The organism is Moritella marina ATCC 15381, assembly GCF_008931805.1.
In the GTDB taxonomy this organism is placed as follows: Bacteria; Pseudomonadota; Gammaproteobacteria; order Enterobacterales; family Moritellaceae; genus Moritella; species Moritella marina.
The window spans coordinates 1,070,979-1,097,571 of sequence record NZ_CP044399.1 but is presented as its reverse complement, the minus strand read 5'-3'; the positions used below and the strand labels follow the sequence as shown (position 1 = coordinate 1,097,571).

The 26,593-nt window shown below is 40.2% G+C and carries 25 protein-coding genes and 1 riboswitch; of the genes, 18 read left to right on the top strand and 7 right to left on the bottom strand.

What is annotated here, in order from left to right; translation table 11 throughout:
- Positions 1-13: 13 nt before the first annotated feature.
- Positions 14-322 carry a DUF1244 domain-containing protein gene (locus FR932_RS05015; protein ID WP_019442792.1) on the top strand — a complete coding sequence of 103 codons (309 nt, stop codon included), beginning with the start codon at positions 14-16 and terminating at the stop codon, positions 320-322.
- 100 nt (positions 323-422) lie between these two features.
- On the opposite strand, the gene ppnP is transcribed toward FR932_RS05015, so the two are convergent.
- Both ppnP and FR932_RS05005 read right to left on the bottom strand, forming a co-directional pair.
- Positions 423-704, bottom strand: a complete 282-nt coding sequence (gene ppnP / locus FR932_RS05010) for a pyrimidine/purine nucleoside phosphorylase (protein WP_019442793.1) — start codon at positions 702-704, stop codon at positions 423-425.
- A gap of 119 nt (positions 705-823) precedes the next feature.
- Positions 824-2,035: a hypothetical protein gene (locus FR932_RS05005; protein WP_240532435.1), complete on the bottom strand. Its 1,212-nt coding sequence runs from the start codon at positions 2,033-2,035 to the stop codon at positions 824-826.
- Positions 2,036-2,347: 312 nt separating this feature from the next.
- On the opposite strand from FR932_RS05005, the gene FR932_RS05000 reads away from it, so the two are divergent.
- From FR932_RS05000 to FR932_RS04935, 14 genes are all read left to right on the top strand, one after another.
- Positions 2,348-3,307, top strand: coding sequence for a lipid A deacylase LpxR family protein (locus tag FR932_RS05000; RefSeq protein ID WP_019442795.1), 960 nt, complete (start codon positions 2,348-2,350; stop codon positions 3,305-3,307).
- Positions 3,308-3,437: 130 nt separating this feature from the next.
- Positions 3,438-4,478: a hypothetical protein gene (locus FR932_RS04995; RefSeq protein ID WP_019442796.1), complete on the top strand. Its 1,041-nt coding sequence runs from the start codon at positions 3,438-3,440 to the stop codon at positions 4,476-4,478.
- 217 nt (positions 4,479-4,695) lie between these two features.
- Positions 4,696-5,361, top strand: coding sequence for an START domain-containing protein (locus FR932_RS04990; protein WP_019442797.1), 666 nt, complete (start codon positions 4,696-4,698; stop codon positions 5,359-5,361).
- Positions 5,362-5,481: 120 nt separating this feature from the next.
- A complete protein-coding gene (pdsR, locus tag FR932_RS04985) occupies positions 5,482-6,186 on the top strand; it encodes a proteobacterial dedicated sortase system response regulator (RefSeq protein WP_019442799.1) in 705 nt (234 codons plus the stop codon).
- Entirely contained in the window at positions 6,183-8,327 is a 2,145-nt protein-coding gene (locus tag FR932_RS04980) for an ATP-binding protein (RefSeq protein WP_019442800.1), read from the top strand. The genes pdsR and FR932_RS04980 overlap by 4 nt, the downstream gene beginning before the upstream one ends.
- A gap of 5 nt (positions 8,328-8,332) precedes the next feature.
- Positions 8,333-8,998, top strand: coding sequence for a DUF2982 domain-containing protein (locus tag FR932_RS04975; protein ID WP_019442801.1), 666 nt, complete (start codon positions 8,333-8,335; stop codon positions 8,996-8,998).
- 116 nt (positions 8,999-9,114) lie between these two features.
- Complete coding sequence (locus FR932_RS04970) at positions 9,115-11,157, top strand: hypothetical protein (RefSeq protein WP_019442802.1); 2,043 nt, start codon at positions 9,115-9,117, stop codon at positions 11,155-11,157.
- Between the two features lie 173 nt (positions 11,158-11,330).
- Positions 11,331-11,813 carry a hypothetical protein gene (locus FR932_RS04965; protein ID WP_019442803.1) on the top strand — a complete coding sequence of 161 codons (483 nt, stop codon included), beginning with the start codon at positions 11,331-11,333 and terminating at the stop codon, positions 11,811-11,813.
- 1 nt (position 11,814) lies between these two features.
- On the top strand, positions 11,815-12,654 hold the full coding sequence (locus tag FR932_RS04960) for an FTR1 family iron permease (RefSeq protein WP_019442804.1): 840 nt from the start codon (positions 11,815-11,817) through the stop codon (positions 12,652-12,654).
- Between the two features lie 227 nt (positions 12,655-12,881).
- Positions 12,882-14,324: an FAD-dependent oxidoreductase gene (locus tag FR932_RS04955; protein ID WP_019442805.1), complete on the top strand. Its 1,443-nt coding sequence runs from the start codon at positions 12,882-12,884 to the stop codon at positions 14,322-14,324.
- Positions 14,314-14,940 (top strand): hypothetical protein, encoded by a 627-nt coding sequence (locus FR932_RS04950; RefSeq protein ID WP_019442806.1) that lies wholly within the window; start codon positions 14,314-14,316, stop codon positions 14,938-14,940. Before FR932_RS04955 ends, FR932_RS04950 begins: the two co-directional genes overlap by 11 nt.
- Positions 14,924-16,360, top strand: a complete 1,437-nt coding sequence (locus FR932_RS04945; protein ID WP_019442807.1) for a hypothetical protein — start codon at positions 14,924-14,926, stop codon at positions 16,358-16,360. Before FR932_RS04950 ends, FR932_RS04945 begins: the two co-directional genes overlap by 17 nt.
- Before the next feature lie 101 nt (positions 16,361-16,461).
- Positions 16,462-19,413 (top strand): multiheme c-type cytochrome, encoded by a 2,952-nt coding sequence (locus FR932_RS04940; RefSeq protein ID WP_026032237.1) that lies wholly within the window; start codon positions 16,462-16,464, stop codon positions 19,411-19,413.
- A gap of 224 nt (positions 19,414-19,637) precedes the next feature.
- On the top strand, positions 19,638-20,273 hold the full coding sequence (locus tag FR932_RS04935; protein WP_019442809.1) for an EAL and HDOD domain-containing protein: 636 nt from the start codon (positions 19,638-19,640) through the stop codon (positions 20,271-20,273).
- 29 nt (positions 20,274-20,302) lie between these two features.
- Here FR932_RS04935 and FR932_RS04930 read toward each other — a convergent pair whose 3' ends face one another.
- Both FR932_RS04930 and FR932_RS04925 read right to left on the bottom strand, forming a co-directional pair.
- Positions 20,303-20,884 (bottom strand): thymidine kinase, encoded by a 582-nt coding sequence (locus tag FR932_RS04930; RefSeq protein ID WP_019442810.1) that lies wholly within the window; start codon positions 20,882-20,884, stop codon positions 20,303-20,305.
- Between the two features lie 101 nt (positions 20,885-20,985).
- Positions 20,986-22,581, bottom strand: coding sequence for a Na+/H+ antiporter NhaC family protein (locus FR932_RS04925; protein WP_019442811.1), 1,596 nt, complete (start codon positions 22,579-22,581; stop codon positions 20,986-20,988).
- Between the two features lie 110 nt (positions 22,582-22,691).
- Positions 22,692-22,876, bottom strand: a riboswitch (Lysine riboswitch).
- A gap of 387 nt (positions 22,877-23,263) precedes the next feature.
- On the opposite strand from FR932_RS04925, the gene FR932_RS04920 reads away from it, so the two are divergent.
- Both FR932_RS04920 and FR932_RS04915 read left to right on the top strand, forming a co-directional pair.
- Positions 23,264-23,671, top strand: coding sequence for an H-NS family histone-like protein (locus FR932_RS04920; RefSeq protein ID WP_019442812.1), 408 nt, complete (start codon positions 23,264-23,266; stop codon positions 23,669-23,671).
- Positions 23,672-23,681: 10 nt separating this feature from the next.
- A complete protein-coding gene (locus FR932_RS04915) occupies positions 23,682-24,113 on the top strand; it encodes an HIT domain-containing protein (protein WP_019442813.1) in 432 nt (143 codons plus the stop codon).
- A gap of 127 nt (positions 24,114-24,240) precedes the next feature.
- On the opposite strand, the gene FR932_RS04910 is transcribed toward FR932_RS04915, so the two are convergent.
- Entirely contained in the window at positions 24,241-24,483 is a 243-nt protein-coding gene (locus FR932_RS04910) for a DUF3820 family protein (protein ID WP_085983344.1), read from the bottom strand.
- Between the two features lie 34 nt (positions 24,484-24,517).
- Entirely contained in the window at positions 24,518-25,171 is a 654-nt protein-coding gene (locus FR932_RS04905) for a tRNA-uridine aminocarboxypropyltransferase (RefSeq protein WP_019442815.1), read from the bottom strand.
- A 31-nt stretch (positions 25,172-25,202) separates the two neighbouring features.
- On the opposite strand from FR932_RS04905, the gene rrtA reads away from it, so the two are divergent.
- Positions 25,203-25,781 (top strand): rhombosortase, encoded by a 579-nt coding sequence (gene rrtA, locus FR932_RS04900; protein ID WP_019442816.1) that lies wholly within the window; start codon positions 25,203-25,205, stop codon positions 25,779-25,781.
- 36 nt (positions 25,782-25,817) lie between these two features.
- Here rrtA and pyrF read toward each other — a convergent pair whose 3' ends face one another.
- Positions 25,818-26,519: an orotidine-5'-phosphate decarboxylase gene (gene pyrF, locus FR932_RS04895; protein ID WP_019442817.1), complete on the bottom strand. Its 702-nt coding sequence runs from the start codon at positions 26,517-26,519 to the stop codon at positions 25,818-25,820.
- Between the last annotated feature and the right edge of the window lie 74 nt (positions 26,520-26,593).

Here is a 26,593-nt window from a genome sequence, read left to right as displayed (position 1 = left end):
CAAGGATAGAATAATGAGTAAAGCAGAATTAACTCAAGCTCAGCAAGACCAATTGGACGCGAAAGTATTACAACGTTTGTTAGCGCATTTGGACGATAATAAGCAAGTTCAAAATATAGATTTAATGATCCTTGCTGATTTTTGCCGAAATTGCTTAGGTAAATGGTATAAGTCTGCAGCAGATGAGCTGGAATTAGACGTATCTGACGATCAAGCAAGAGAACGTATCTACGGTATGACGTATACTGAATGGAAAGCTAACCATCAACTGCCAGCAACTGAAGAACAACTTGCTGCGTTTAATGCGAAACCTAAAAAATAGCATTTAGCATTGAGGGAATACCAAGCTCTCTGTGAATACTAAAAGGGGAGAATAAACGCGATGTTTATTCTCCCCTTTTCATTGATACTGTATTTAGCGATTAACCGTACTGACAAAGATAAGCGGTTTCTTGCGCGACTTTAACTTGAAATTTACTGTCGGCTGGTACGTTAAATTGTTCACCTGCATTAAATGTTTGCCATTCAACTTGTCCAGGCAATAACACCGTTAGGGCACCCGTAATAACAATCATCACTTCAGCTAATGCAGTGCCAAATTCATACTCACCCACAGCCATCACACCAACACTGGCTTCTTTGTCCGCTTCTTGAAATCCAATTGAAGCAACTTGACCATCAAAATACTGATTTATCTTAAACATCTAAAATCCTTTTATACGATTAATTTTATCTACAACTAAGTGGTCAGAATAACCGAAAAAAAAGCGGATTAACAGTACCCGACATGACTGATTAAAAAGTACGGATTAAACAGTACAAATTAAAAATTATAATAGCCAGTAAGTTGGATCATATTATCATCATTAAACGCCTTGTTAGCATAATCGTCATCACTGACATTGAACCACCAACCTTCGACACCAACAGATAGCGCTTTAGTCACATTTACTTTAGCCTGAACAGAGCCATGCTGAGAGCCAAAATCAAAATCATAATTATGGCCAATAAGTATTTCACTATCATTTAAACCATTCAAGGTGAACCTTACCCCGGCAAAGATGTCATTCTGAAAGCTATTATCAAATGCATTTTTACCATGTTCATCCCAACTGTATTCAGCTAATAAGTTAACCGAAATATTTTGATTTTGGATTAGCTTAAACTCAGAACCGAGCACCATCGCGCGTGTCGATTGATCGCCAACGACCTTATAAAGTATTTCCGCTTTTAATTCGATTCTATTCAAGTCAGCTTTTACATCAACGGATAATTGATCAATCAAGTTCACTTTCCAGACAGGATCTCCGACAGCTTGAGTTACTAATTCAGGCGTCCTTGAATGACCTCCAAAATAGCCCACACCCACATCGATATTCCTGACCTTTTTACTATAACGTAATGCCAGATCTGGGTGGTACTCCTCGCCCCAACCTTCATATTCATAACGATAATCAACCCCAAAACTAAAACGAGCTCCGGGTGTCGGCGTGCTTGGTTCACGATAACCAATCAATATCATTGCTTCAAGTAAAGCATCTTTAATATTCACACCTAGCCTAAACATAGGCTGGCCTAACTTATCATCCCCATTAGGAGATTCGTTATAGTCCGTTTGGTTAACGATATCGACTAAATGATGATTCTCCATAACCCCCCAATGTACTTGATCAAAACCGATAGATGCCTGCCATTTTTTAGTAACGACTGCGGCCTTCAGTTCTCTAAAATCAACATGGGTGCGTTCACTATCTCGTTCATCAAAACGTAGAAATGGATGTGCGGTATACACCATATTGTTACGTTGAGATGACGCTTCTACGTGTGGTGATAATGCCACAGAAACTTGATGATAAACCGGGTAAGGATAACTATTACCAATCGGTTGTGTGAGAGGGTCTGGACGATCTAAGAATATGCGTTGCTCCAAGCTTGCACTTCCCTTTACTTTTATTTCAGCGTTAACATGTGTAATAACGCTCGACGTCATAAAGCCGAAGGTAATTAGCCCGCAGCATTTGATTAATGATTTCAATTTTATTCCCCATCAAAGAAACCAGTCACTAGGGCGAAGTAATAAACAACGATCCTTGTTGCCTCTTTATACTTAATAAATATACGTTCTTAATGAGTATGTCTTTGTATGGTTATACGAAGCAATTAATTTATAAAAAACCATACTTCCTCAGTACTTACAATTAGCAGTCAATAGCCAAAAAGCATGAGGCCGATATAAAACTAAGCATTAAATCACTTAATAAATAAAAATTATGGCACAATTAATGCTAGAGGTTATTAATAGCAAATTATTACAATATCGACGTAAAAATGACACAAAGGAAACACCATGCGCTTTAAGTTATGCAGCATTATTTTATTGGCTTTCAGTCCACTGAGTCAGAGCTTTGCCAGCGGCTGGTTATTTGGTATGCATAATGATGTGATCTCAGATGAAGATGGCAATTATACTAATGCCGTATTTCTCAATTACACCTCAGAAGCACCCGCTTTAAATAATCAATTTTGGCAAACTTTGACAGCGTTCGATCCGAATGCCCTTAAATATGCCGTAAATTATCAGTTTGGTCAGCAAATGTGGACACCAAGTGATATTTCACAAACAACGCCTCAACCTGACGAACGCCCGTATGCGGGTTTGTTATTTGGCGAAGCCAGTGTCCTAGGTTACAGTACGGTGAGTTCTTATCGCCTGTCATTATTATTCGGCGCTGTTGGTGAACAATCAAGAGCCGGAGATACACAGAAATATATTCATGAATTAATCGATGCCACCACACCACAGGGCTGGGACAATCAAGTTGAAGACGAGCTTGTTTACCAAGTGACAGCAGAAGCAGATCAGCTCATAGGTCGTCCGCTCATGCTTATTGGTGAATCGGATCTATCTGTTTATCAACGTCTGGCAGTGGGTAATTATCAAAGTGAAGCAGCGTTTGGTAGCACAGTACGCTGGGGGGTTGATTTAGGGGCAAATTATAACAACCTAAGTCTGCACCCTCACCGCTTACAAGGCATGTTATTAGCGCCAAATAGTTCTGGTATCATGCTCTATGCCACTGCTGAAGTACGTTATCGCTTTAATGATATAACCATCGAAGGCGATACGCCCGATGTCGTCCCTGAAGTCACGTTAAATAACTTACAAGGTACGCTTGCTGCAGGCTTGCTCGCTTATTATCATAACGTCGGCATCAAATTCAGTGTGGTCGCGATGAGTCCGGACTTTGAAGAAGATAAACATGAGGAATATATTGTCGGTAGCCTGGGATTATTCTGGCAGTTTTAGCGAAACTTTATTCTATCATGTATGAATTGTGCACATTTATAAAAATACTAGAAAGTAGATATATGTTACTAATTTACCGTGTTAACATGCTTGCAAATTAGTTACTTTTCTGCCTTTAAGATATATTTACATGCATAATTCTTCGTTAACCTATACGCGCCGCCCTAAAGGCACCCTTGCAATGTGCAGCTTGTATGCTTTTACTGGCGCTGCCATTGCTGCATCCGTCATATTTTCATTGCTCTTATTTTTATCCATTCACGATAAATTACTGATGCAAATCTTATTCGGTAGTTTAGCGGTCATCTTCGAATTAGGTAAATTCTTTGCTTGGTATGAATTCGGTGAGCGAATCGCCCGTAAAGCATTTCACGCTGCCATCATTGCCCTAGGGTTCTACTGTATTCTGGCCATCATTTCAATCGGTGGTAGTATCGGTGGTATCAACAGTGCAACGAACGTAGCACAGCAATATGTTGATAAACGTGAAAGTAAGGTAAATGCGGTTAATCAGCAAATACGCGCTATCGACGATGAAATCGCGCTAAATAATAAAGCCGCAGATAAATACCTCGAATTAAAAATGATTTCGCTTGGGGTAACGCGCATCCAAAAAGAAAACCAAGTGCTGCGTGAAAAACAAACACAGCTTAGAATTGAGCGTGATAGTGTGCCTGTTGCTGAAAATGGCTCAGTGATTAGCTTGATTGCAAGCCTTGCTAAGATCCTTAATACCACGACTGAAAATGCCCAATCTTGGTTAGTTATCTTTTTATCGGTATTGTTGGATATATTCGCGGCCTTTTTTGTGGGCTTAATCGGTGAGGAATTACGTTTCCGTCATTCGATTAAACGTAAAAAAGAACAAGAAAAAGCCGATAAAGCTGAACACTTACGCTTGTTAGCAACACAAAGCTATATCGAGATTGAAGCACCTGCTCAATTAGAACAGAAATTATTGATTGAGAAACAGATGTCTGTCAGCTCGTCGTATATTTTACAGGCTGCACAAGCACAAGATTTAAAATGTTCTAAAAAGCACATAGCAGAAACCCTCGATTTAACACTAGAAGAAGTAGACATCGCGTTTGAAGAATTCTTATCGTTTGGTATCGTTGAAAGAAAACGTAACAACCATTTACGTTGGATAAGACAAGCAGAAGTCGCTTAACACGACGCCAATTTTACAATAAAGAGTTTACAACAATAAGCCAGTGCAGCAGTTACATATCCTTGCTGCGCTGCCCTCTAAATTACACCTTACACCCTTGTTTTTATTACATTAAACTCAAGTCTACATCACAATATGTCATTGTGGCCAATTCAAATATAAATCAATATGTAATACTGTCTTTTTATTTAGCTTATTATTTGACAGGGAAATCCAAATGAAATATTACATATTATTACTAATGACCATATTACTTAGTAGTACAAGCGTCTCCGCATCCGAATGGGAATTAGAAAAATATGATGAAGACAATGATATTAAAGTATATACCCGTTTAAAACCGAACAGTGATAGCGAATTTAAAGAGTTCAAAGGCGTAACCCATATAAAGTCACGAGTCACGCCCTTTGTTGCTTTGCTCGACAATGCCGAGTTAGCATGTGAATGGATGCATAACTGTGTGAAATTTGAATTCGTTGGAGAAACATCAGCCACGCAAAAAACGTCTTATAGCATTAATAAGGCACCTTGGCCGGTAACCGACCGTGATCTTGTCGTCTATAGTGAAACAATTCAAGATAAAGACAACTACGCTGTCACGATCTCCCTCTCATCTGCATTTGATAAAGTGGCTAATGATGATGATTATATCCGCGTTAAAGAGCTTGACGGTACATGGACCTTTACCCCGATGGATAATGGTGTTGTTGAAGTAAGCTATCAATTATTCCTCGACCCAGCAGGTAACCTTCCAAGTATGCTTGCCGCATCAACGGTTGTTGATACACCCTATTATACCCTGCTTAACTTGCGTGAAATTATTGCTAAACCTGAATTACAATCACAACAGTTAACGTACATTAGCGAACCACCAGCTAACTAATACCATTAACAAGGGTGAGAATATCGACAGCCTTTCTAAAAGCTGTATTAATATTTTCATCCTTGATAACATAGGACTGCATCCCAGCACCTCCTGTTATCGATTAATGAGTCAGCCCGAATGATTAAACAACAATTACACATTGCCCTCGTTGAAGACGAAATAAATATTGCAGAAAATTATCGTGATGCATTACAACGGATCGGCTACCGGGTTTCAATTTTCCATAATCGCCAAGATGCACTCGCCGCTTTTGCACTCGCATTACCAGATATGGCGATCATTGATGTCGGCTTGCAAGATGAATACGAGGGTGGTTTTGAGCTATGCCGCACATTACGCCAATTATCAGATACCCTACCGATTATATTTTTAACCGCACGAAACAGCGAACTTGACGAAATATCAGCATTGCGTCTGGGCGCCGATGACTACCTAACGAAAGACGTGAGTATTCATCAAGTTTTAGCCCGTGTGTCCGCACTGTTTCGTCGTGTTCAAGCACTAAAAAAACCCGTCTCGAATGACGAGCAAGTACTTAATCGAGGATTACTGCGAATCAATGTCGAGCGTATTGAAACATACTGGCAAGAGCAACCGGTGATGCTAACGTTAACCGAGTTTTGGATTGTGCATACGCTGGCTAAATATCCCGGCCAAGTTAAAAATAGAGATCAACTCATGGATGCGGCACACGTGGTATTAGATAACAACACCATCACCACACACATCAAGCGTATACGTAAAAAATTCAGTTATATAGATAGTGAATTTAACGCCATAAAAACAGCTTATGGTATGGGTTATCGCTGGGTTATTGAGTGAAATTTCACTTCAGTTTAAAAACACAGCTGTTATTAGTCGCCAGCTTAATGTTATTACTGCCTTGGGCTGGTTGCCAAAGTGTCAGTATTTTAGAAACTAGCTTACGCCAAAGTCATAGCCAATTGCTCGACGTACAAATGACCGCTGCGGCCGAGCAACTTCAGCGCAAACTAAACCAATCGCAATACAGTGATTTTAATACCAATCAAGGTAACTATTATGCCCCCCTCACCGACAGTAAAATGTTATTGGATGGGTTTGATGGTGAAGAAAGCGATTGGGATAATATTACTACCCCTTGGTTTCAGCTTAATAGCTATGACTACATGCCTGAACGTGACGAGTCTAAACCCCCCCTTGCTGAAGAACCTCCGACGTCGGCTAAATTTAAGTTAGCAGCCAATGATAAATTACTCTATATTTTTATTCAGACGAGCGCTCTTCGTCCACATTATTATAATCCAACTCAGCCGCAACGCCCTGCCGATCAGCTTAACATCCGCAGTATCAATAAAACGGGACTGGTTTCGCATTGGCAGATTAAGCCTCAAGGCTCTGGCCGTGTCGAGATGAACAATACCAGCCAAGTCACGAGTCGAAATGCAGGTTCATGGGTATGGCGCGATGATCATTATACGATAGAAATTGCAATACCAATTAATTTAGCCAGTGATGCTATAGGTTTTGATCTTATCCTTAATGATCAGCAATTAAATCAACATTTCAAATCTAAACCCGGCTCAACTTACGAACGTAGCCTTGTGCGTGAAACATTGGACTTAAACCAGCAACTCGCGACCTACCAACAACCCGGCCTGAGTTTATATTTACTCAATAGCCAATATTGGTTGATTGGGAAATTAAGTGCAGAACAAATGTGGAATGCCCTTGATGCAAGAACTGAAACTGAAAATAAAAGCGAAATAGAGATAGAAAGAAAAAGAGAAACGAATGAAAACCAAGTCGACCCGTCTTGGTTTAGCAACGCTATTTATAACAAATTATTCACCTCCGATTCGCTACCTTATTGGCGTGAACCAACAAGCTTAGGTCGTTGGTTATCACCTGCGCAACTCGGGAAAACAACCTGGTATCAAGACTCGCCAATTAATAAACAACTACACAGTAAAACAATGCTCGTTAACGGCCAACCATTCTATTTTGTCGCCGTACAAGACTCACGACAAAGCCTACTGTCAGCAAGTAAGGCATTAAACCAGCTGCTGATATTGCTGTTTACCATCATCGCCATCATCGTTTCAGTATTATTTACTTTTGCCTCGCTGTTATCATGGCGAATCGTCAAAATGAAACAAAATTACCGTGATGCGATTGATAACGATGGCAAGATTATGTCCGTACCAGACGCGAGTAAACTACCAGATGAGCTGGGGGACTTATCTCGTGTAATGCAACAATTAACAGTCAACCAAGGTAAGTACACTGACTATCTTGCTTCACTGGCTGATAAATTGTCTCATGAATTGAAAACCCCTGTGGCGGTTATACGAACCTCATTGGAAAATTTGGAACTATCCAATTTAAACCCAGAGGCAAGCAAATATCTGACTCGTGCAATGCAAGGGACCAACCGTCTAAGCCAAACATTAAACGCCCTTAGTGAAGCCACTAAATTAGAGCAAAGTTTTGAATACGCGCAATGGCAAATTGTACCATTTGACGATATGTTAGAAGAGTTGGTTGATGCTTACCGACAAATTTATAGCAGCCATCAATTTAAATTAACTTACGACAAGAGCCATACTGACAAAGACAATTACGCAATAAATTTAGCGCCAGAGCTCATCGTCCAATTACTCGATAAACTCATCAGTAATGCGGTTGATTATGCACCTGTCGATCAACCAGTAGGCTTCACTCTTAATAAACTCGACAACCAACTACAACTGCTCGTTGAAAATCAAGGCCCACATTTTAGCAGTGATAATATTCCGCAACTGTTTGACTCTATGGTCTCTAATCGCCAGCAGTCAGATACACCCCATCTTGGTTTAGGGTTGCACATCGTCAAATTAATCACTGATTTCCACTGTGGCCAGGTCAATGCAAAAAACCAACAAGGCCCTAAAGGCGTGATATTTGAGCTATTATTACCAATAGGAAAGTCATCCCAGAGGTAGAGTAAATGTTGATACGGCCGATTGCAAAACGTAATGGTATAACCCTTACCATGGTGGCAGGTTTATTGATTTTCAGTAGTATCATCACACTGCTAACAACGTCATCCGATACTAACAACGGGCTTTATTTACCGTTACTCGCAGCAGCCTTAATTATCGGCATTATCCTACTCATTATCGGCATAGCCAAAATAAATGACGTCGATTATCGTTTTTCACTCACCAATGAGGGGATACATTATTTCACTGCTCGCGGTGGTTTTACTATTCTTTGGCAGGATATACAACGAATAGATATTCCGAAAATAAACGATGGGTTAGCACTAAAAGAGCTGCCTTACATAGGTATTCGCCTCAACGAACGAGAACACCTCATTAATAGTGCTTCATTACCCACATTATCACACATGCTATTAGAACAGCGTGCGCTTACCATGCTGTCAAACCCCAACGCGTCACTGTATGGCAATGCCGACAACATGCTTTACCCTAACGTAAAAATAACCCATAAATATCAAGGGTTACAGGCGATGTTCATTAATAGAATGCGCTACCTTCACGATACTCTAGGCTATGACATTTACTTTCCTGTTGATGATCTCGACCGATCACCAGCAGAGTTTGTAACGCTATTACGCCAGCTTAAAGCAAATTGTCCTAGATCATTCTAAACAGTAATAATTATCAATTAGAGTTGCATTCGAGATATTTATATGGATAATACGAACTATTCTCATTAAGGCTATAAAATAATGTAGTCTATTATAAAAAATAAAAAGGATTTGTTGTGAAAAAATCTGCCCTTTGCTTTGCCATCTCTTCTGCGTTAATTACAGCTTCATTTGCATCACATGCTGCAAATGTAAAAGTACTTGATAAAACACTTTCTCCTGCAGCTAATTTTCTTGCTTATACAGAATTCGAATTGTCAGGTGAACCACTTGCTGAAGCGCTCGGTTTAGACCTTGATATTTTAGACCCAAACCAAGTTGATCAACCAACTGCATTCGATTATGCAGCGGGAATTGAAAGCTACGAATACTCAGAAGAAGCAATGTACGCGTTAAACTACCAGTCTACTATGGGTCCTCACCTAGTAAATGGTCCAGTTAACCAAGCACGCGGCGGTTCTCTTGCTGACTTAGGTAAACGTTTTATTTCGCTTGCGGGCTCTGTAGGCTTTCCAGCTGAAGAAATCCCATTAAACATGTACCCTATTTCTGTACCATACGTCTCAGGTAGCCCTGAATTTGTAGGTAAAGTAGATACCACAAAAGTAAATGGTGAAGAACTAGAAGTATTATCTGCAACAGGTAAAGCAGCAGTTCATAACACTGTCATTCCAGCTTATTTCCGTGACTACAAAACACTAGCATGGGATAGCGCAAGTTTTGATAAAGCCTTAAACCCAGGTGCAATCGGCAGCATCTTCCTGAAAGAAGTCATGTGGTCACAAGATTTCCTTGGTGGTATGCACGTTACAACAACAGATGAAGAAGTTGAAGCGACATCAAGCACGATGGATCAAGACGGTGTGCACAGCCTTGGTGTATCTGCTGCCGATGGTTTCAACGGCATGATCTTAACTGAAATGTCACTAGACAAGTTACTTATCCTGCAACAGCAACTTGGCTTTGACGGTAACAAGCTAGGCGTTAAATTTGGTCCTGATTATGATGCATCTAAAAATCCTATCTGGTTTGCACATAAAGTAGCCGTGAAAGAAACACAGAAAAACAACGTTAATAACATCGGTAAGCTAACAGTGACAGATGGCTCATCATCACTGCGTGATACATGGATGTTATTATGGCCAGTAAGTGAGTTCTATGCATTCACTGACCAACGTACTGCGAATACAGCTCAAAACCCAGCATTCAAAGCTGTGTTTGATGGCAAACCATTTGCAGCAGCACCGAAACAGAACATTGATAACAAAACAACGAACAATGTAATCGCTGACGATGCATTCTCAGTTGCCAGCAACGTGGCTAACCTATCGTTCCAAAACTTAGCAAACCTACATTTCAATGAGAAAGCGGGTACCTTTGTTACTAAATACGACGGTAAGCAAAATGCACAAGTTGATACATTCGACGCGGCATACAGCATCGTAGCATTATCTATTTACCAACGTTCACAAGATGCTCTGCCAGTAGGTTATGCTGCAGCAGACGGCGGTGATGTAGATTTAGCTACTCCTCAAGGTAAACAAGCGCTTGGTCTAATCAAAGCACAAGCTGATTACATCGTTAACACGTTAGTAGCTAAAAACGGCCTAGTATATGACGGCGCAACACTAAGTTCATCAAAAAATAAGTCTGGTAAATCAGTAGATAAAAACCAATCACTTGACGCTCAATTCGCTGCAATCCGTGGTTTAGTTGCAGCTTACCTTGCAACACAAGACGACAGCTACAAGCAAGCAGCACGTTCAATCTTCCTTGCAGTAGAGAAAAACATGTTTGATGCTGACCTAGGTACTTGGGCACAAACACCAGGTAAAGCAACGATCCACACACCACTAACTGCTGCAGCAATCTCGGGTGGTTTACGTGAAACAATGCTTCACCTTGCTAACGAAGAAGGCGAACATGTTCCAGCACTTGAACTACAACACTTAACTGAACGTTACACCGCTTGGTTCAAAAAAGTAGTTAACGGTGGCCAGCAGTTATCAGAATGGGTTGGTGATTCAGGTGAAAACTTACTGAAAGACAGCAATACTACCGATTCAGATAATGATGGTGTGAAGCAAGTTACAGCAGCTGGCGGTAAATTTGGTACAGCACAAACAATGGCAGCAAAAGTCTCGGTTAGCGCAAAATAACCGCCCTTTTGGCAACAAATAGCCATCTCGCAGCGTGCTAAGTTCACTTAATAAGTTAGCCTAATTCAGCTAAATAAAGCGCTGCGAAATTAAAATAAAAGTTGCAAAAAGGGATGAGATTTTACTCAGCCCTTTTTGCGTTTTCATACCGTCGATATGAATAAGGTTTTATCATGTCAGTTCAAGCAGCTACTCCAGCCGACGATAACGTCTGGTCACGTTTACAGCAATATTTCAAACGTCTGGCCTTTCACCACAAAAAAGCGGAAGCAATATTATATTTAATGTTCTTATCGGGACTTTTATTGTGGCCGTTTATCACTATCCCGTGGCAAGTAGAGCGCACCGTATTACTCATGCACATGCTTGCTGGTATTAGTATATTCCCTGTTTTTGTTGGCAGTTTCTGGTTATCGCACCGCAACCTGATTAAAAACAGTAAAAAGAAATTCTTGCGTCAAACCGGCACAATAATAGAATACTTACTTGTTGCTTGTACGCTTACCGGTATTTACCTGACTTTTTGGGGCAACACCGGTAATAATTTCAGTATTTTAATGCAAGATATCCATTTTTACAGTTCATGGTTACTCACCCCACTGGTTCTTCGTCACGCATGGCGCTGGACAGTCATTAAATTTTTTAGGAAGTCTTAATATGTTTGCCAGTTTTTTAATTACCTTCCGTGAAGGACTTGAAGCCTTCCTACTCGTTGGCATTATACTTTCTTACTTAGCAAAGCTGGGTGAATCAAAACACAACAAACTCATCTATATTGGTGTGGCACTGGGGTTAGTTGCCTCGTTGATTGTTGCTTTCATTTTCCAGTTTGTTGTTGACCAATTTGACTCCCATGAATACCGTAATTTATTAATGGCCGGCATTTTAAGTTTTGCTACGTTAGTTCTCACTTACATGGCCATCTGGATGCAACGCCAGGCTAAAAGCCAAGTCGCGAACATGCAAAACAACATCCGCGAAATATTAACCACAGGCAATGTGTTTGGGTTAATCTTTTTAGCTTTCCTTGCGGTCATGCGCGAAGGTTTTGAAACTGTGTTATTTTTCTCGGCATTGATGTATTCAGGTCAAGGCGACTTTTCATTACAAGATGGTTTAATTGGCGCTGGTGCAGGCCTTGTTGCATCGCTGGTGCTCGTGATTGTGCTAATGCGCGGCACCCGTAAAGTACCCATCCAAGCCTTCTTCAAATGGACCAGCTTGTTGATCATTATTATTGCCGCTGGTTTATTATCTTCAGCAACTAATATGCTACAGAGCGCCGACGTATTACCCGTATTCCAAACGGCGGTCTTTGATATTAGCCATATCCTTGATGACCAAGGTGTATTTGGCACTTTCTTACGCGCTTTATTTGGTTATAATTCATCACCAAATCTATTACCACTGGTTATTTGGGGGGCTTATTTAGCGGTCTTCTCTGTGTTCTGGCAACGTGGCTATCAAGTGCACGCTAAAACAGCCGCCGCGGGATAACACGATACTCATAGCACGAAAAGTATACCGAGTGGATAGCATAAACTAAGACAATTGTTGCTGGCATAGATGCCAGCCCAAGCCCCCATGGATGGGTTTACGGCGAGTTGACGTGCTTATGCTATCTGCTAGAAAGTCGCGATTAGTAGGCTGTCTACTAAATAAGACGAGTTACTTCATCAAACTTTCTATTTAAAAAGAACACTAATTTTAAAACTGAGCAAATAATGTCGAAAAAAATTGTAATTTTAGGCGCAGGTCCAGCTGGACTCATGGCCGCATGGGAATTTAATCAAGCTGGTTATGAAGTCACCATCCTAGAACGTGAAGAGTTTGTTGGTGGCATGTGCGCAACGCAAACATTCCAAGGTGAAAAAGGCGAATATCGTTTCGACTACGGTGGTCATCGCTTTATAACTAAAAACCCAAAACTTTTACAGTTTATCGATGACTTAATGACTGATGATCTGTTATATGCTGAGCGTACCAGTGTGATCCGTTTTAAAGGCCGTACTTACAACTACCCGCTCGCGATTGGTAACTTACTGCGTAATGCGCCAATCAGTTTATTAGCTGGTGCTGCGGTAGATTTAGTCTTTAAACTGCCTTTCCAAAAACGCCCAAGCGAACAAAGTACCAGTAACTTTGCCGAGTGGATTGAAACGCGTTTCGGTACGACCTTATATAAGAATTTCTTTGAAGGTTACACTGGCAAGCTTTGGGGAATCGATCCGCGTCAACTCTCGGCAGACTGGGCATCTCAACGCATCAGCTTGTTAGATTTAAAAGATGTCGCACGACGCTTAATACCCACTCGTGGGGCTACACCTCGTACTTACGCTAAAAAATACCGTTACCCTAAACTCGGCTTTGGCCAAATGTATACCAAGCTTGCAGAAAAGTTACAGTTGCAAGGCGTAACCATAGTTCAAGGCGCAAATATCACCGCATTACAGCAATGCGTCAATCGTATTGATGCTGTGACTTATGAACTTAACGGTGAAATGCATACGATTAGCTGTGACCATGTAGTAGGCACCATTCCACTACCAGTTGTGTGTACATTAACAGGCTTTGATTCTGGTTTAACCTATCGTTCACTGCGATTTTTCAACATGCCGATGGCAACAGAAAACGTATCACAGAATACTTGGCAGTATCTATCTGACCCAGAATTAATTGGTACTCGTTTACAAGAACCACGTCGTCGTTCCCCTTTCATGGCACCTAAAGGTCAAACATCAGTGATGATTGAGATCCCCTGTGACAAAGGCGATGATGTGTGGAATATGGACAACAATAAGCTACTAAAACGCGTTAAAGCAGATCTTGAACACCTCGATGTACCCGATGTAAGCACTGGCGAATTCTTTACCACTTATACTGAATACGCTTATCCAATGATGGATGTAAGCTACAACGAAAAACGTGAACGTGCAATTACGCACCTTAACCAATTTGACAACTTGGTTATGACTGGTCGCCAAGGTACTTTCCGTTACATCTTCACTGATACCGCAATGGAAATGGGTTTAATGGCTGCAGAAGGTATTATTAAAGGTGAAGATAATCGTCGTAAAATCTTTGATCACCGCAATGAAAAAACCGTCATTGAAGTGCAAAGCATTATGGATGATACAAAAACACCGGAGGGTAAAAATGTTACTTAGTTCGATATACTCATTTAGTGCGATCAACGCAAAAACAGTAAAGTCGTTCTTTTTCAGTTTCTTCGTATTGCTATTTAGTACGCAAAGCTTTGCTTACTCTTATGCCGCTGCGGGTAAAGAACCTTTAATTGAAGGCCGTGAAACCTTACTCAAAGCCCTGTCGGCAAATGATTACAATGCAGTGCAAAGCGCATATAACTCAATGCAGGCAGAGTTTGTTTACTTTAATGAGCATCACGGTCTTAATGTTGATGAGCAAATGCAAACGGCGATAACAACCCAAAACCAGCAAGGCGTTTCGACAGCCTTAACTACGACGATGAAAGCGGAAGTAATGCGTCGCCTTGAAGGTGCAGAACAAAACATTAACGATTACCAAGTTGCTAAAGTACTCGTGGTCAAAAGTAAGTTATTTATTGATTTACTGGCCGCTGATTTGACGGCTGATAATCGCCAGAAAGCAGATTTAGCCATCCGTGGAGCGCTTGCCTCTATCGGTAATCCCGGTGTATTTGGTGTCGGTCAAAAACCTGCTGATGTAACGCGCTTCATTGCCTTCAGAGCTGATTTACAAGCGGCACTGCAATTTACATTACCCGATGCTCCAACGAAGTAATAAGCCTTGCTACGCTGATTTAATTATCGGCTTTAGCGTAATAGCCTGCATTGCGGGCTATTTTGGCTTACTCAATTATTATAGTTTTGATATTAGCAGTGATGATGCACTGTATTTTCAGCGTGCATTAACTTACTTTTCGGTATTAGAGTTCAGCCCACACTTTCCCGGTTATCCCGGCTTTGTTTGGTTTGAACGCAGTATCGCCGCAATCACTTCCCACCCCAATAGTAATGTCTTATTAAGTTTTCTTTCTGCTATCGCGTTAACGTTCAGTGTCTTTGTCTATTGCTATCAACGTATGCAATCAAAGGGGTTCACAGTCCTTGCCGTTATGCTTTTTTTACTGCAAGGCAATATTGCTGAATTAGCCTTTAATGGCTTATCTGATGCGACAGCGTTGTGGTTCTTCAGCTTATATTTATTACAGGCTCACCTTTATACACAAGCCGCGACTGACGTCAGCACCAGAAAAACATATTCCGCGATAAGCAGTGGGCTATTATTAGCGGCATGCCTCGCTACCCGCCCCTCCTATTTACCTTTAGTCACGAGCGCACTGGTTTTAGAGTGTATTTACCATGCTCAAGGGCTTCAGCGTTTTCGACGACTCGGTTGGCAAATATTTAGCATCACAATCCTTGGGTTATTTTGTGCTGGATATGTCTTTATGCAAGACGGCTGGGCTTATATCGAAGAAGGTCAACGTTTTACCCAAGGTCATTTTACCATCTGGGGAAATACCACGAACACAACGGATCCGCTGTTACAACAGTGGCTAACAACCTTAAACAATACCTATTCAAGCTTAGGGTTAACCTTATTAGCCACCAGTCTAATCATCGGGATTTATATACCCAAGACACGAGGCCTCAGTATCATCGCTTGCTGCTGGTTTGCATGGATAATACGCGGGCAAAATCCAGAAAACATTCGCCATTTAGCAGTCTTCAGTTTGTTGTTACCCATCATTACGGCCCAACTAGTAGAGCACTTCTATACGCAAAATAGCTATCTGCAAAAAAGCATTCACCCTATTCTATACGTGGTTAGTATTATATTGCTGGTCACACTGGGGCATCACAGTCTAAAACAGTTCTCAACACAGAAAAATGCACCGGTATTACAAGCCACTCAGTTTTTTACAACAATGAATACGCAACAGATTATCATCAGTAATTATAATATCGATAATTTGCGCCACACGTTACCACAACATGTAATTTTAGATCGCCATTACCAAAGTAGCAGTAATTACCAAGCTCAACAGCAAGGATACTGGCGGCTGAGTAGTAATGCACTTGACACGGATAAACTGATTAATGGGGGTTTAGTCACGCAATTTACAGGTCGCTTTCTAGGTGAACGCAGTTTATACCTTTATTACTTTGATCCTAATCATTTAAGCACGCAATCCTAACCGCAATTATTGCACTATCGCACTAAAACTATATAATGATAACCATTCTTAATCGCAATACCCTTCACCTCTATCAAGATACTGTATCTATGAATATCAATATGAATATAAATACATTGCCAAAATTAATGCTTACTTTGTTATTGCTAATAAGTAGCTCACTTTACGCCAGCAATGTAAGTGCAAATACCAAAAGTAACAGCTTATTACTATCAACTGATAAAACGCAGTTTATTAGTGCAAATATGGATGCAGGTAGCGTCAGTATTCTGAATGCAGAGACAGGTGAATTAATCGCAGAGCAAGCCTTAGGTAAAGATCTTCGTCGACTCGCTCTCGACTCTGTTAACAACCAATTATTAGTCAGTGATTACCTTGCCAATCAGCTCTACCTTATTGATGCAAAGAGCCTAGCGCTAATCAAAACAATTAAAACCGGTGACCGCCCTTTCGGTATTGTTTACGATGAATATAATAAACAATATTACGTCACGCTCTTTGAAGCCAAGCAGCTGTTAACCGTCTCTACTGATGGTGATATTTCCGCAACGACACAAACAGCTGATACCCCACGTGGCCTTGCCCTTGCGAATGATGGACGCTTATTTGTCACTCACAGCATGACAGGTCAGGTATCTATTTATGATACCCGTGCTGCGACACTGCAATCAAACACGCTGCAATTAAAGAAAGTCATTCAGCTTATTGATACGCCAGAACATGCATCACGCGCTGTACCACAGGGGAAACCACGTGTTCTTGATAATATTGCAATATCACCCGATGGCACGCAAGCTTGGTTACCCCATGTGTTGTGGTCATTCTCGGATAATTTTCAATTTCAATCGACGGTCTTCCCCACTATTTCATTACTTGACCTGACACCAGGTAAAGAAAAAGAAATGGTTGATAAGCGCAAACAGTTATTCAAACAAATTAACATCATTGAAAACAACAATACCACCCGTATTGTGTCCAATCCACACGATGCCGCATTCCGAGAAGACGGTAAAAAAATATTCATTACCTTATCAGGATCTGAAGATCTGCTAGTCTTCGATCTCTCACGCCAAGGTGAAATTGGTAAAAAGTCGAAACGTCATCGCCGAACTAAATTACAAGGCGGCGTAAAAGCAACGCAAATATACCGTCATATACCCGGTACTAACCCGCGCAGCCTAATTGAAAAAGACGGTACCCTATATGTACAAAATGCCATGTCTCACGACTTAGTCAGTTTTGATGTGAGTGGTAAAGGTCCCTTTGCTAAAGTTAAATTAGCGAATGCGCAATTCGCTAATTTAATTAGTCACGATCCAATCGCACCTGAATTACGTTTAGGTAAAACGCTCTTCAATCTTGCAAACAGCGACAAATTTGAAAACTCTGCCATGGCGGGTGATTTCTGGATGAGCTGTAACTCTTGTCATGTCGACGGTTTTAACTTTACCAACAAATACTTATTAGCAGACGGAACCAAAGACGTTAAAGTCAATGCGATGACTGGTCATATTGGCTTATCTTCTATGATTGCTGGCGACCCTATCGAAGCTTATATTGATATGATCCAAAAGACCCAAGGCGGTATGGGCACAGATCCGAAAAAGCCGGAATTACCAAAAGTCGATCCTAAAGCGCCTTCAGTAGAGATCGTACGTTTAATGTCAGCATTAAACATGTACGTCACCACGAAAGAGAATCTGCCTTATCTATCAACTTGGTTACGTTTTGATGACGAGCGCAAGTTCACCCATAAATCAGAATGGCTAAACTCAGCAAGTTGCGAATCTTGCCATAGTACCCTGTATAAGCAGTGGTCAAATTCAAACCACGGCATGCACATGGATAGCCCTTATTATCGCTTCCAAGAAAATCTAGCGGCAGAATCAGAAGGCGAACCCTTTAGAAACTTATGCCGAGGCTGCCATGCACCACAAACGATCCTGAATAACAATACAGCGCCACTAACTCACCTCAACAGCATGTATGAGAAAGAAGGCCAGTCACTACGTGATGCATTGAAAGCAGGTCTACCTGTCGATGAAACTGGAACGAGCTGTGTATTCTGTCACCGTATCACCAAAGCAGAAGATGCCGGTGGTAATACTGATCTGACTGTTAACTTAAAAGACCGCGCTGAATACTTGTTTGAATTTTCCAGTAACCCGGCATTAAAATTGATTGCTGAAGCACAAATAAATGCATCGCCGCAACAACATAAAGACAGCTATTCAAATCCTGAATTGTACAAAAGCTCTTTATATTGTGCGACTTGCCATAATGAATTCACACCAGGCCAAGGCGCTAACGTGAACAACAACTATGGCGAATGGCAAGCCTCTAAATTTAATGCACCGGACAACCCAGAACAGAATAAAACCTGTATCGATTGTCACATGCGTATGGATATGACCGATTTTGATAAGAAAACACCGGGTCAAGCAACCGATAATGGCCCTATTAAGCCAAACTTAATTGCCCATAACTTTATTGGTGGTAACTACTACTTCTCCGACATGCGTTCGAAAGAACATGGCAAACTCAGCCGCGATATATTACGTAACGCACTGTTACTTGATGTAGCAATGAGTGAAGATGACCGTAATATCGACGTGAAGGTGACAAACCATAATACCGGTCATAAAATGCCGGGTGGCGCACGTCGTCAAGTATGGGTTGATTTAGTTGTCACAGACAGTAAAGGCGTAGAACGCTTAGTCAGCGGTCAGTTAAACGATGGCTATCTACCAAAAGACAGCCGTGTATTTGCCAAGAAAAGTGGTTATATGCACGGAGAACCCGTTGGACTGAAATTCTGGCGTGTAGAAAAGATCTTGGCTGATACGCGTATATCACCCGATGAAACTCGCGTGGAATCATTTGAACTGCCTGAGGGACTTAGCTATCCAATCACGGTCGTGTCTAAAATTAACTATCGCTCGTTTTCAAAACCCTTAACGAGTAAAGTGCAAGCCGCATTTCCAGAACAAAACATACCGTTTGCTGATGTGATTGAATTAAATAAAATAACGAAAGTATTCCAACAGCAATAATTTACACTTAAGCTGCATGCGTAGTAGATACTATCTGTTACGCATGCGCTGTTATTCTAGCTGAGCGAAATAACCATTTCATCAAAAAAACAGCACCAAAATAAAACAGTACCAAGTAATTCCTCACACATAATCATGAACCGGTACTTATATTAACTAAATAATTCGCCTTTTTGCTAATTCGGCATAAGCTTATAGATAACTTTGTTAATAAAGCACCCTTTATGCACGCATATATCGCTAAACAACCGATCCTAAATAGCAATCGTCAAATTGTCGCTTATGAACTTTTATATCGTGATAGTTTAGAGAATACCTTCCCCATTATTAATGCCGAAATTGCCACCCAGCGTTTAGTGCATGAACATTTATTAAACTCGAATATTAATAAACTCGTCGATAACAAGCCTTATTTTATTAATTTTACCGAACAAAGCCTGCTTGACGGTTTGCCGATTGAACTGCTCAATAAACCAATCATTATTGAAGTACTCGAAGATGTGCCGCCAACAAAGGCGATATTCAAGGCATTGACCAAACTAAAAGAGCACGGGTTTACCATTGCACTAGATGATTTTATTTATTCAGAAGACTGGTTACCTTTTTTTCCCATTATAGATATTATCAAATTTGATATTACCCTCACCTCATTTAAGGACATAAGCGTACTCAAACCCCTACTTGATAAGCATGGCATCAATATATTAGTCGAAAAAATAGAAACAGAAATGCAGTTCAAACAAGCCAAAAACTTACAAAGCACCTATTTTCAAGGTTTTTTATTCTTTGAGCCTGAGATTGTTTTGAACGAGATTAATAGGCAGGGTATAAAAGAAAAACAGCTGATAAGCGTAATATAAGCCGCTTACCAACTACAACATTCAACTAATTAGGCACTCGCGTTACCATTCATAAAGTGCTTACGACACAAGGAAACATAGCGTTCATTACCACCAATCTCAACTTGTTCGCCTTCTCGTAATACAACGCCATTATCATTCACTCTAGCGTTCATATGGGCTTTATTACCGCACCAACAGACTGTTTTAAGCTCTTCGACTTTGTCCGCAAGACACATCAAGTGATATGAACCTTCAAACATTTCCAATTTAAAATCAGTCTTTAACCCATAAACAATCACGGGGATATTTAACTCGTCCACAACTCTCGCTAATTGATAAACTTGGTCACGAGACAAGAACTGAGCTTCATCAATGATAAAGACATCAATTTTTTTATTCTCTGACCGTTCAGAAACAGTGATAAATAAATTGGTATCCTTTTCAAATACTTCGACTTCTAGCTTTAAGCCAACACGTGCACCTATAACACCCTTACCATAACGACTATCACACTCAGGAGTCATTGCGAGTGGATACATACCACGCTCGATATAATTAAAGTGAGCTTGGATTAATTGTGTTGATTTACCTGAATTCATAGCTGCAAACTTGAAATGCAAAGATGCCATTTTATACCCTCAAAAAAAACGCCTGTATCAACAGGCGTGTATTATTACTGACCATTAAATTCAAGACTGCTTGCTACAAACAGCCTCTTTTTAATGTCTTATTATATTTTACGGCTTACTCGAGCCATAATAGCAATCACAACTGTAAATGCAATTGCTGACGCGATAAATCCAGATAGTACAGAACTTGTAATACCAAGTACCAGGTAACCGATCGCACTGACTAACGCAATTGATAACGCATAAGGTAACTGAGTCATTACGTGGTCCATATGGTGGCAGTTAGCACCAGTAGACGATAAGATCGTTGTATCAGAGATAGGTGAACAATGATCACCAAATACAGAGCCCGCTAACACAGATGCTAGCATAGGTAACATTAACGTCATGTGCGTACCCGCAGCCATATCACCCGCGATCGGTAACATGATACCGAATGTCCCCCAACTCGTGCCTGTCGCAAATGCCATAAAGCCAGCAAGAACAAACATGATAACCGGCAGTAAATAAGTCGGAATCGATCCGCCAACTGACGCTGCAAGGTATTTACCTGTTTCGATAGAACCAATTGTCGAACCAATCGCCCATGCGAAGAACAAGATGTAAACCGCTGGTAGCATTGATTTAGCACCGTGGAAACTTGCTTGGGCTAGTAATGATACCGACACACCAGAAATAAGGCTTAATACCAAGGCGACAACAAGACCAGATAATGCACCGTATACCAATGAGCTACCTACATCTGTATTTTCAAATGCACCTAGAATATCGAAGGCTTTACCATCAGCAGCAAGTGATGAAGCACCAGAGTTAATCATGAAAAAGATAGTGGCAAAGATAAGCACAATGATCGGTAAGATAAGACCTAAGATGTTACCATCTTCCGCTTCTTTTAATTCAACCGTTGCGCCAGCTGGACGCCCTTTCTTATCATCGAATAACTTGCCCGCTTTCGCCGCTTCTTCTTCTTTTGCCATTAAACCAAAATCAAGGTTCAACATCACAACAGCAAATACCATTGCGATAGCAAAAATAGCGTAAAAGTTCATCGGGATCATTTGTACAAATGCAGCAAGTGGGCTGACATCCGTAATCGCATGACTTGCTAAAATACCACCAATAACGGCAATAATATAAGCACCCCAACTTGAAATCGGCATTAATACGCACATAGGTGCAGCAGTCGAATCCAGTAAGTAAGCTAATTTAGCGCGAGATACTTTGTAGCGGTCTGTCAATGGACGACTCACACTACCTACTGCAAGGCTATTGAAGTAATCATCAACGAAGATGAAAATACCTAAAAATGCAGTCAATAATGTACTGCCACGACGTGTGGTAATACGTTGTTTAGCCCAATCAGCAAACGCACTTGTTGCGCCGCTTACCATCATAATGCTCGTTAACATGCCGAGTATGAACAAGAATACGATGATAGATAAATTCCAAGTGTTGAATGAACCCACTTCCCAGAACGAACCCTTGCTCGCATCACCTGACTCCCAAACTAAGCTTAGCGCTAGATCTGAGATATGTTTAGCTGCATTAACAACATTAAAATCGGTTAAAAATAGTGCGCCAAGTAAAATACCACAACCCAGTGATAATAATACTTTACGAGTAAGAATTGCTAATGTAAGTGCAACAAGTGGTACAACTAGCGATAACGCTGAGTCTGAGTAATTAATGAGTTCCATGATCCCTTTGACCTAATAAGTTTTACAGGGAGCGACCGAACAAGACAGATGAGATGTGGATTAAGGCTATTTACATACGATGGACGTAAAGATAACACTTATAACTCTTCTATTTCAGTAGCGCCCCATAGTTAATTTAAAATTGACTATGACAGTGATGTCTCTATTCGAACACATCCCCAGAATAAATATCTTTAGCTAAATATCCATTCTTCGGCGCAATTCCCTTTGGTATCGTTATTACAGGAGCTACCTAAACAACACTAGTAATGAATCGCGCACCTCTACTTAGGAGGAAACAAGATGATAGCAGATAATTTCACCACTTCAAGACAAAGGCAGCGATAATGTTCAAAAAACACACAACTAGCAGACTTAAAGACTAAGGGTTAAGCCTGCTATTAATTCAACATAAAGTAACGCTATTAAAAATAGAGTCATTAAGTATTTTAAAAATAGTGCAACGCTATCACGGTAAATTACATTTATAATTTTAAATTAATACGCGAATTTATTCCCATTCCTACTCCTTAGTAAATAAATGTAAATACATTATAATTATTCCCGAGGTTAGTATATTAATTATATTAGAGTATTATTATATTTAAGCGTATATTAGTTGTAGTAGAGTACTAGACTAATTAAGAGTTACTCACCCTCTGTCTCAATTTAGGTATTAATTATGAATGATTTTATTAAAGTATTTTTAAATGCTCGCAGCCTGCGCGCTGCAACAAAAGAATTAAGTGTTGAACAACTTGAAGATGTTTTAATTAAATTTACTGCCATTGTAAATGATCGCAAAGAAGCTGAGGCCGCGGACTTAGAAAAGCAGCAAGAAAAACAAGCTAAGATGAATGAGATTTTATTACAGCTTAAAGAAAACGGCATTAGCCCTGAAGAATTAATGGGTTTAACAGATACAACGTCTGAAAAAACAAAAACGAAAACAAAACGTGGCCCTCGTCCTGCAAAATATGCTTATGACCTGAATGGCGATGCTAAAACATGGACAGGCCAAGGTCGTATGCCTTTACCACTTCAAGAAGTGATGAATGCAAAAGGCACAATTGAAGAATTCTTAATCTAGAGGGATCTTTGTGACACAATTTATATTACATCCACAACTTGCTGCAGATACAACTCTTGTTGGAGAGTTTCCGCTATGCCAAGTTTTATTAGCTAAAGATGGTAACTTTCCGTGGTTAATCTTAGTACCTAAAATCAATGATATCAGCGAATTTCATGAGTTGACTAACGAACAACAAATTCAATTTTTATCTGAATCTAACGCTGTCAGTATATTATTAAAAGACGGATTAAACGCTGACAAAATCAATATTGCAGCCTTAGGTAATATGGTGCCACAATTACATATCCATCATGTTGCCCGTTTTAAAGAAGATGCGTGCTGGCCAAAACCAATCTGGGGACAATTACCAGCAGTCCCTCGCACAGAACAACAGACGCTATTATTAACAACCCTAATATCGAATAAATTAGGCTCAGACTTTATCGCGCAACAAGCGTAACGCTAATTAAGCCGTTAAAGCATTAACATTCGTAACCTGCTAATGCTGATATTTCGATTTTACAGTGTCAAGTATCGGAACCAATCTGATACTTGACCTACTTACCTTATTACCTTGGCTATCCACTCTATTTCCCTTCACGGTCCAAAATGCGCGACTGCCTTTTTAATAACGGTACGAGCATTGATTCCAATCCATTTAGCTTAACTTCATAGATAAGTGCAAGCTGTTGCCCTAACTTAGAATCTGGAAAACCATTACTGTGGAACCACACTAAATAAGGTTCAGGTAATTCAAGTAATAGTCGCCCTCGATACTTACCAAATGGCATCTCGGTATTAATTGCTTCAATCATTGCTTGTTGTGACATATTAAATCCAATATTAATAAATGCTTTATTTTCGCTATCTATAATTTTTGTTAAATAATCCATCAGGCATTTGGGCTATTTGAAAATTAATCATATATTCAAATGCACTCATCAGGGGTTGATACTTCTTAGCATCTTGCTCTAACGTTGAGAGTAATAAAAATCCTGCTTCAACAGTCGATAGCCCACCTTCGATCTTAGTTTGTCTTATTGTATATTGACTTGCTTGCTGCGCATCTATTCGAACTGCAGGTATTGACTGTAAATTACGTGAAGATTGATACATTTTAAATGCTTTTCGCCACGTACCATCAAGTAAAATAAAAGTACGTTTCATATTCACTGTCGATTTCATCTTTTCAACATTTGTTGCAATGTCGCCGTGCTTATCATTAACCAAAGAATCTGCAGTGACGCTGTCATCACTTGGATAAAGTAAAAAACACTGTCTTATAGGATCATTTAATAGCGTATTTAACATGCTATCCTCAGTAAAATTTTCACCAATTATAATTTGACATTGTGGCAATGAAAGATTGAGAATACGGGCAGTACCAATCGCATTTTTCACTTCACTAGGGTGTTGTAATATAATTAGTTCAATATCAGAATCAATTGCTGTTATATGCTGACAGATACAAGCGGGTAATGCTTTGTCACATAGCGGACATTTTTTTCTCTTACTCACGACAAACCTAAACATTATGGATTAATAAAATATGCTAATTCAACATCGGTGGATAAATTGGCTAAGCCTAGGGCTATTATGCCTCATTATATTCGCGATTTCTGCCGATAATATGACCGTGTGGGATTATAACAGGGAATTGATAATAGGAGGTGAATACTGGCGCATCATCAGTGGTAATTTTAATCACACCAATATTTATCACCTGTTATTAAATTTAAGCGCGTTGACTGTCATGGCAGGCTTACATTATCGCTATTATAGTAGCATCGCGTACACGAGCATGATTTTATGCTTATCCGCTGGTGTCGGTATTGGCATATTATGGCTGTCACCAAGTACGCATTTGTATGTGGGCTTATCAGGAGTTTTACACGGCATTATTATTATCGGGGCAATCATCGATGTGAGTAAGAAATACTATTCAGGTTATGTATTAATTATTGGCACTGCAGCTAAAGTGATCCATGAGCAACTGTTTGATAGCTCCGCAGAAATGAGTCAGTTGATTGCAGCTAAAGTACTCACAGAAGCGCATCTATATGGCCTGGTGACAGGTTTTATCATCTCGCCTCTCTTTGTGTATCTAAACAAAAAAAAGAGCGCCTAAGCGCTCTTATCGATTTAACTTGAGAGAAAAGACAATTTAGCTCACTAAACTTTCATTTATCTCAGTTAATACCTGCATCGGAGATTCAGCTTGCGTGATAGGTCGTCCAATCACTAAGTAATCTGAACCCGCAGCAACGGCTTCAACAGGTGTCATAATACGGCGTTGATCGCCTGCAGCACTACCCGCTGGACGAATCCCTGGCGTAATTAGCTGGAATGATTTACCTAATGATTCTTTCAGCATTGACGCTTCTTGTGACGAACAAACGACGCCGTCTAAACCACTTTCTTTTGTTAGCTTAGCTAAACGAATCACTTGCTCGGCAGGGGTGATATTAACACCCATTTGCGCGAGATCTTCTTGTTCCATACTGGTTAATACAGTGACAGCAATCAAAATTGGCGCTTTATCACCATAAGGTACTAATGCTGCTTTTGCAGCTTCCATCATGCGTTTACCACCGCAAGCGTGTACATTTACCATCCATACGCCTAGCTCTGCGGCTGCAGCAACAGCTTTAGCAACAGTATTTGGAATATCATGAAATTTAAGATCTAAGAACACATCAAAATCACGTGCAACTAATTTACGCACGAACTCAGGTCCAAATAACGTAAACATTTCTTTGCCAACTTTTAAACGACATTGGCTAGGATTGATTTTATCAACAAAATTCAATGCACTTGCTTCATCAGCATAATCCAGTGCGACAACTACTTTACTATCTTGCAACATATCTCTTCCTAGGTCCGGTTAATCATTATCGTATTCTTGTTTTTATTAATCGTTATTATTTGCCATTAAGACAT

Bases quoted from the DNA above. Each gene is read 5' to 3' on its own strand.
- FR932_RS04990 (WP_019442797.1), top strand. From the start codon at position 4,696: ATGAAATATTACATATTATTACTAATGACCATATTACTTAGTAGTACA.
- FR932_RS05000 (WP_019442795.1), top strand. From the start codon at position 2,348: ATGCGCTTTAAGTTATGCAGCATTATTTTATTGGCTTTCAGTCCACTG.
- FR932_RS04960 (WP_019442804.1), top strand. From the start codon at position 11,815: ATGTTTGCCAGTTTTTTAATTACCTTCCGTGAAGGACTTGAAGCCTTC.
- FR932_RS04955 (WP_019442805.1), top strand. From the start codon at position 12,882: ATGTCGAAAAAAATTGTAATTTTAGGCGCAGGTCCAGCTGGACTCATG.
- FR932_RS04975 (WP_019442801.1), top strand. From the start codon at position 8,333: ATGTTGATACGGCCGATTGCAAAACGTAATGGTATAACCCTTACCATG.
- FR932_RS04965 (WP_019442803.1), top strand. From the start codon at position 11,331: ATGTCAGTTCAAGCAGCTACTCCAGCCGACGATAACGTCTGGTCACGT.
- FR932_RS04910 (WP_085983344.1), bottom strand. From the start codon at position 24,483: ATGTCACAACAAGCAATGATTGAAGCAATTAATACCGAGATGCCATTT.
- FR932_RS04940 (WP_026032237.1), top strand. From the start codon at position 16,462: ATGAATATAAATACATTGCCAAAATTAATGCTTACTTTGTTATTGCTA.
- FR932_RS04950 (WP_019442806.1), top strand. From the start codon at position 14,314: ATGTTACTTAGTTCGATATACTCATTTAGTGCGATCAACGCAAAAACA.
- FR932_RS04935 (WP_019442809.1), top strand. From the start codon at position 19,638: ATGCACGCATATATCGCTAAACAACCGATCCTAAATAGCAATCGTCAA.
- FR932_RS04920 (WP_019442812.1), top strand. From the start codon at position 23,264: ATGAATGATTTTATTAAAGTATTTTTAAATGCTCGCAGCCTGCGCGCT.
- FR932_RS05015 (WP_019442792.1), top strand. From the start codon at position 14: ATGAGTAAAGCAGAATTAACTCAAGCTCAGCAAGACCAATTGGACGCG.
- FR932_RS04925 (WP_019442811.1), bottom strand. From the start codon at position 22,581: ATGGAACTCATTAATTACTCAGACTCAGCGTTATCGCTAGTTGTACCA.
- FR932_RS04995 (WP_019442796.1), top strand. From the start codon at position 3,438: ATGCATAATTCTTCGTTAACCTATACGCGCCGCCCTAAAGGCACCCTT.
- pdsR (WP_019442799.1), top strand. From the start codon at position 5,482: ATGATTAAACAACAATTACACATTGCCCTCGTTGAAGACGAAATAAAT.
- rrtA (WP_019442816.1), top strand. From the start codon at position 25,203: ATGCTAATTCAACATCGGTGGATAAATTGGCTAAGCCTAGGGCTATTA.
- pyrF (WP_019442817.1), bottom strand. From the start codon at position 26,519: ATGTTGCAAGATAGTAAAGTAGTTGTCGCACTGGATTATGCTGATGAA.
- ppnP (WP_019442793.1), bottom strand. From the start codon at position 704: ATGTTTAAGATAAATCAGTATTTTGATGGTCAAGTTGCTTCAATTGGA.
- FR932_RS04945 (WP_019442807.1), top strand. From the start codon at position 14,924: ATGCTCCAACGAAGTAATAAGCCTTGCTACGCTGATTTAATTATCGGC.
- FR932_RS04930 (WP_019442810.1), bottom strand. From the start codon at position 20,884: ATGGCATCTTTGCATTTCAAGTTTGCAGCTATGAATTCAGGTAAATCA.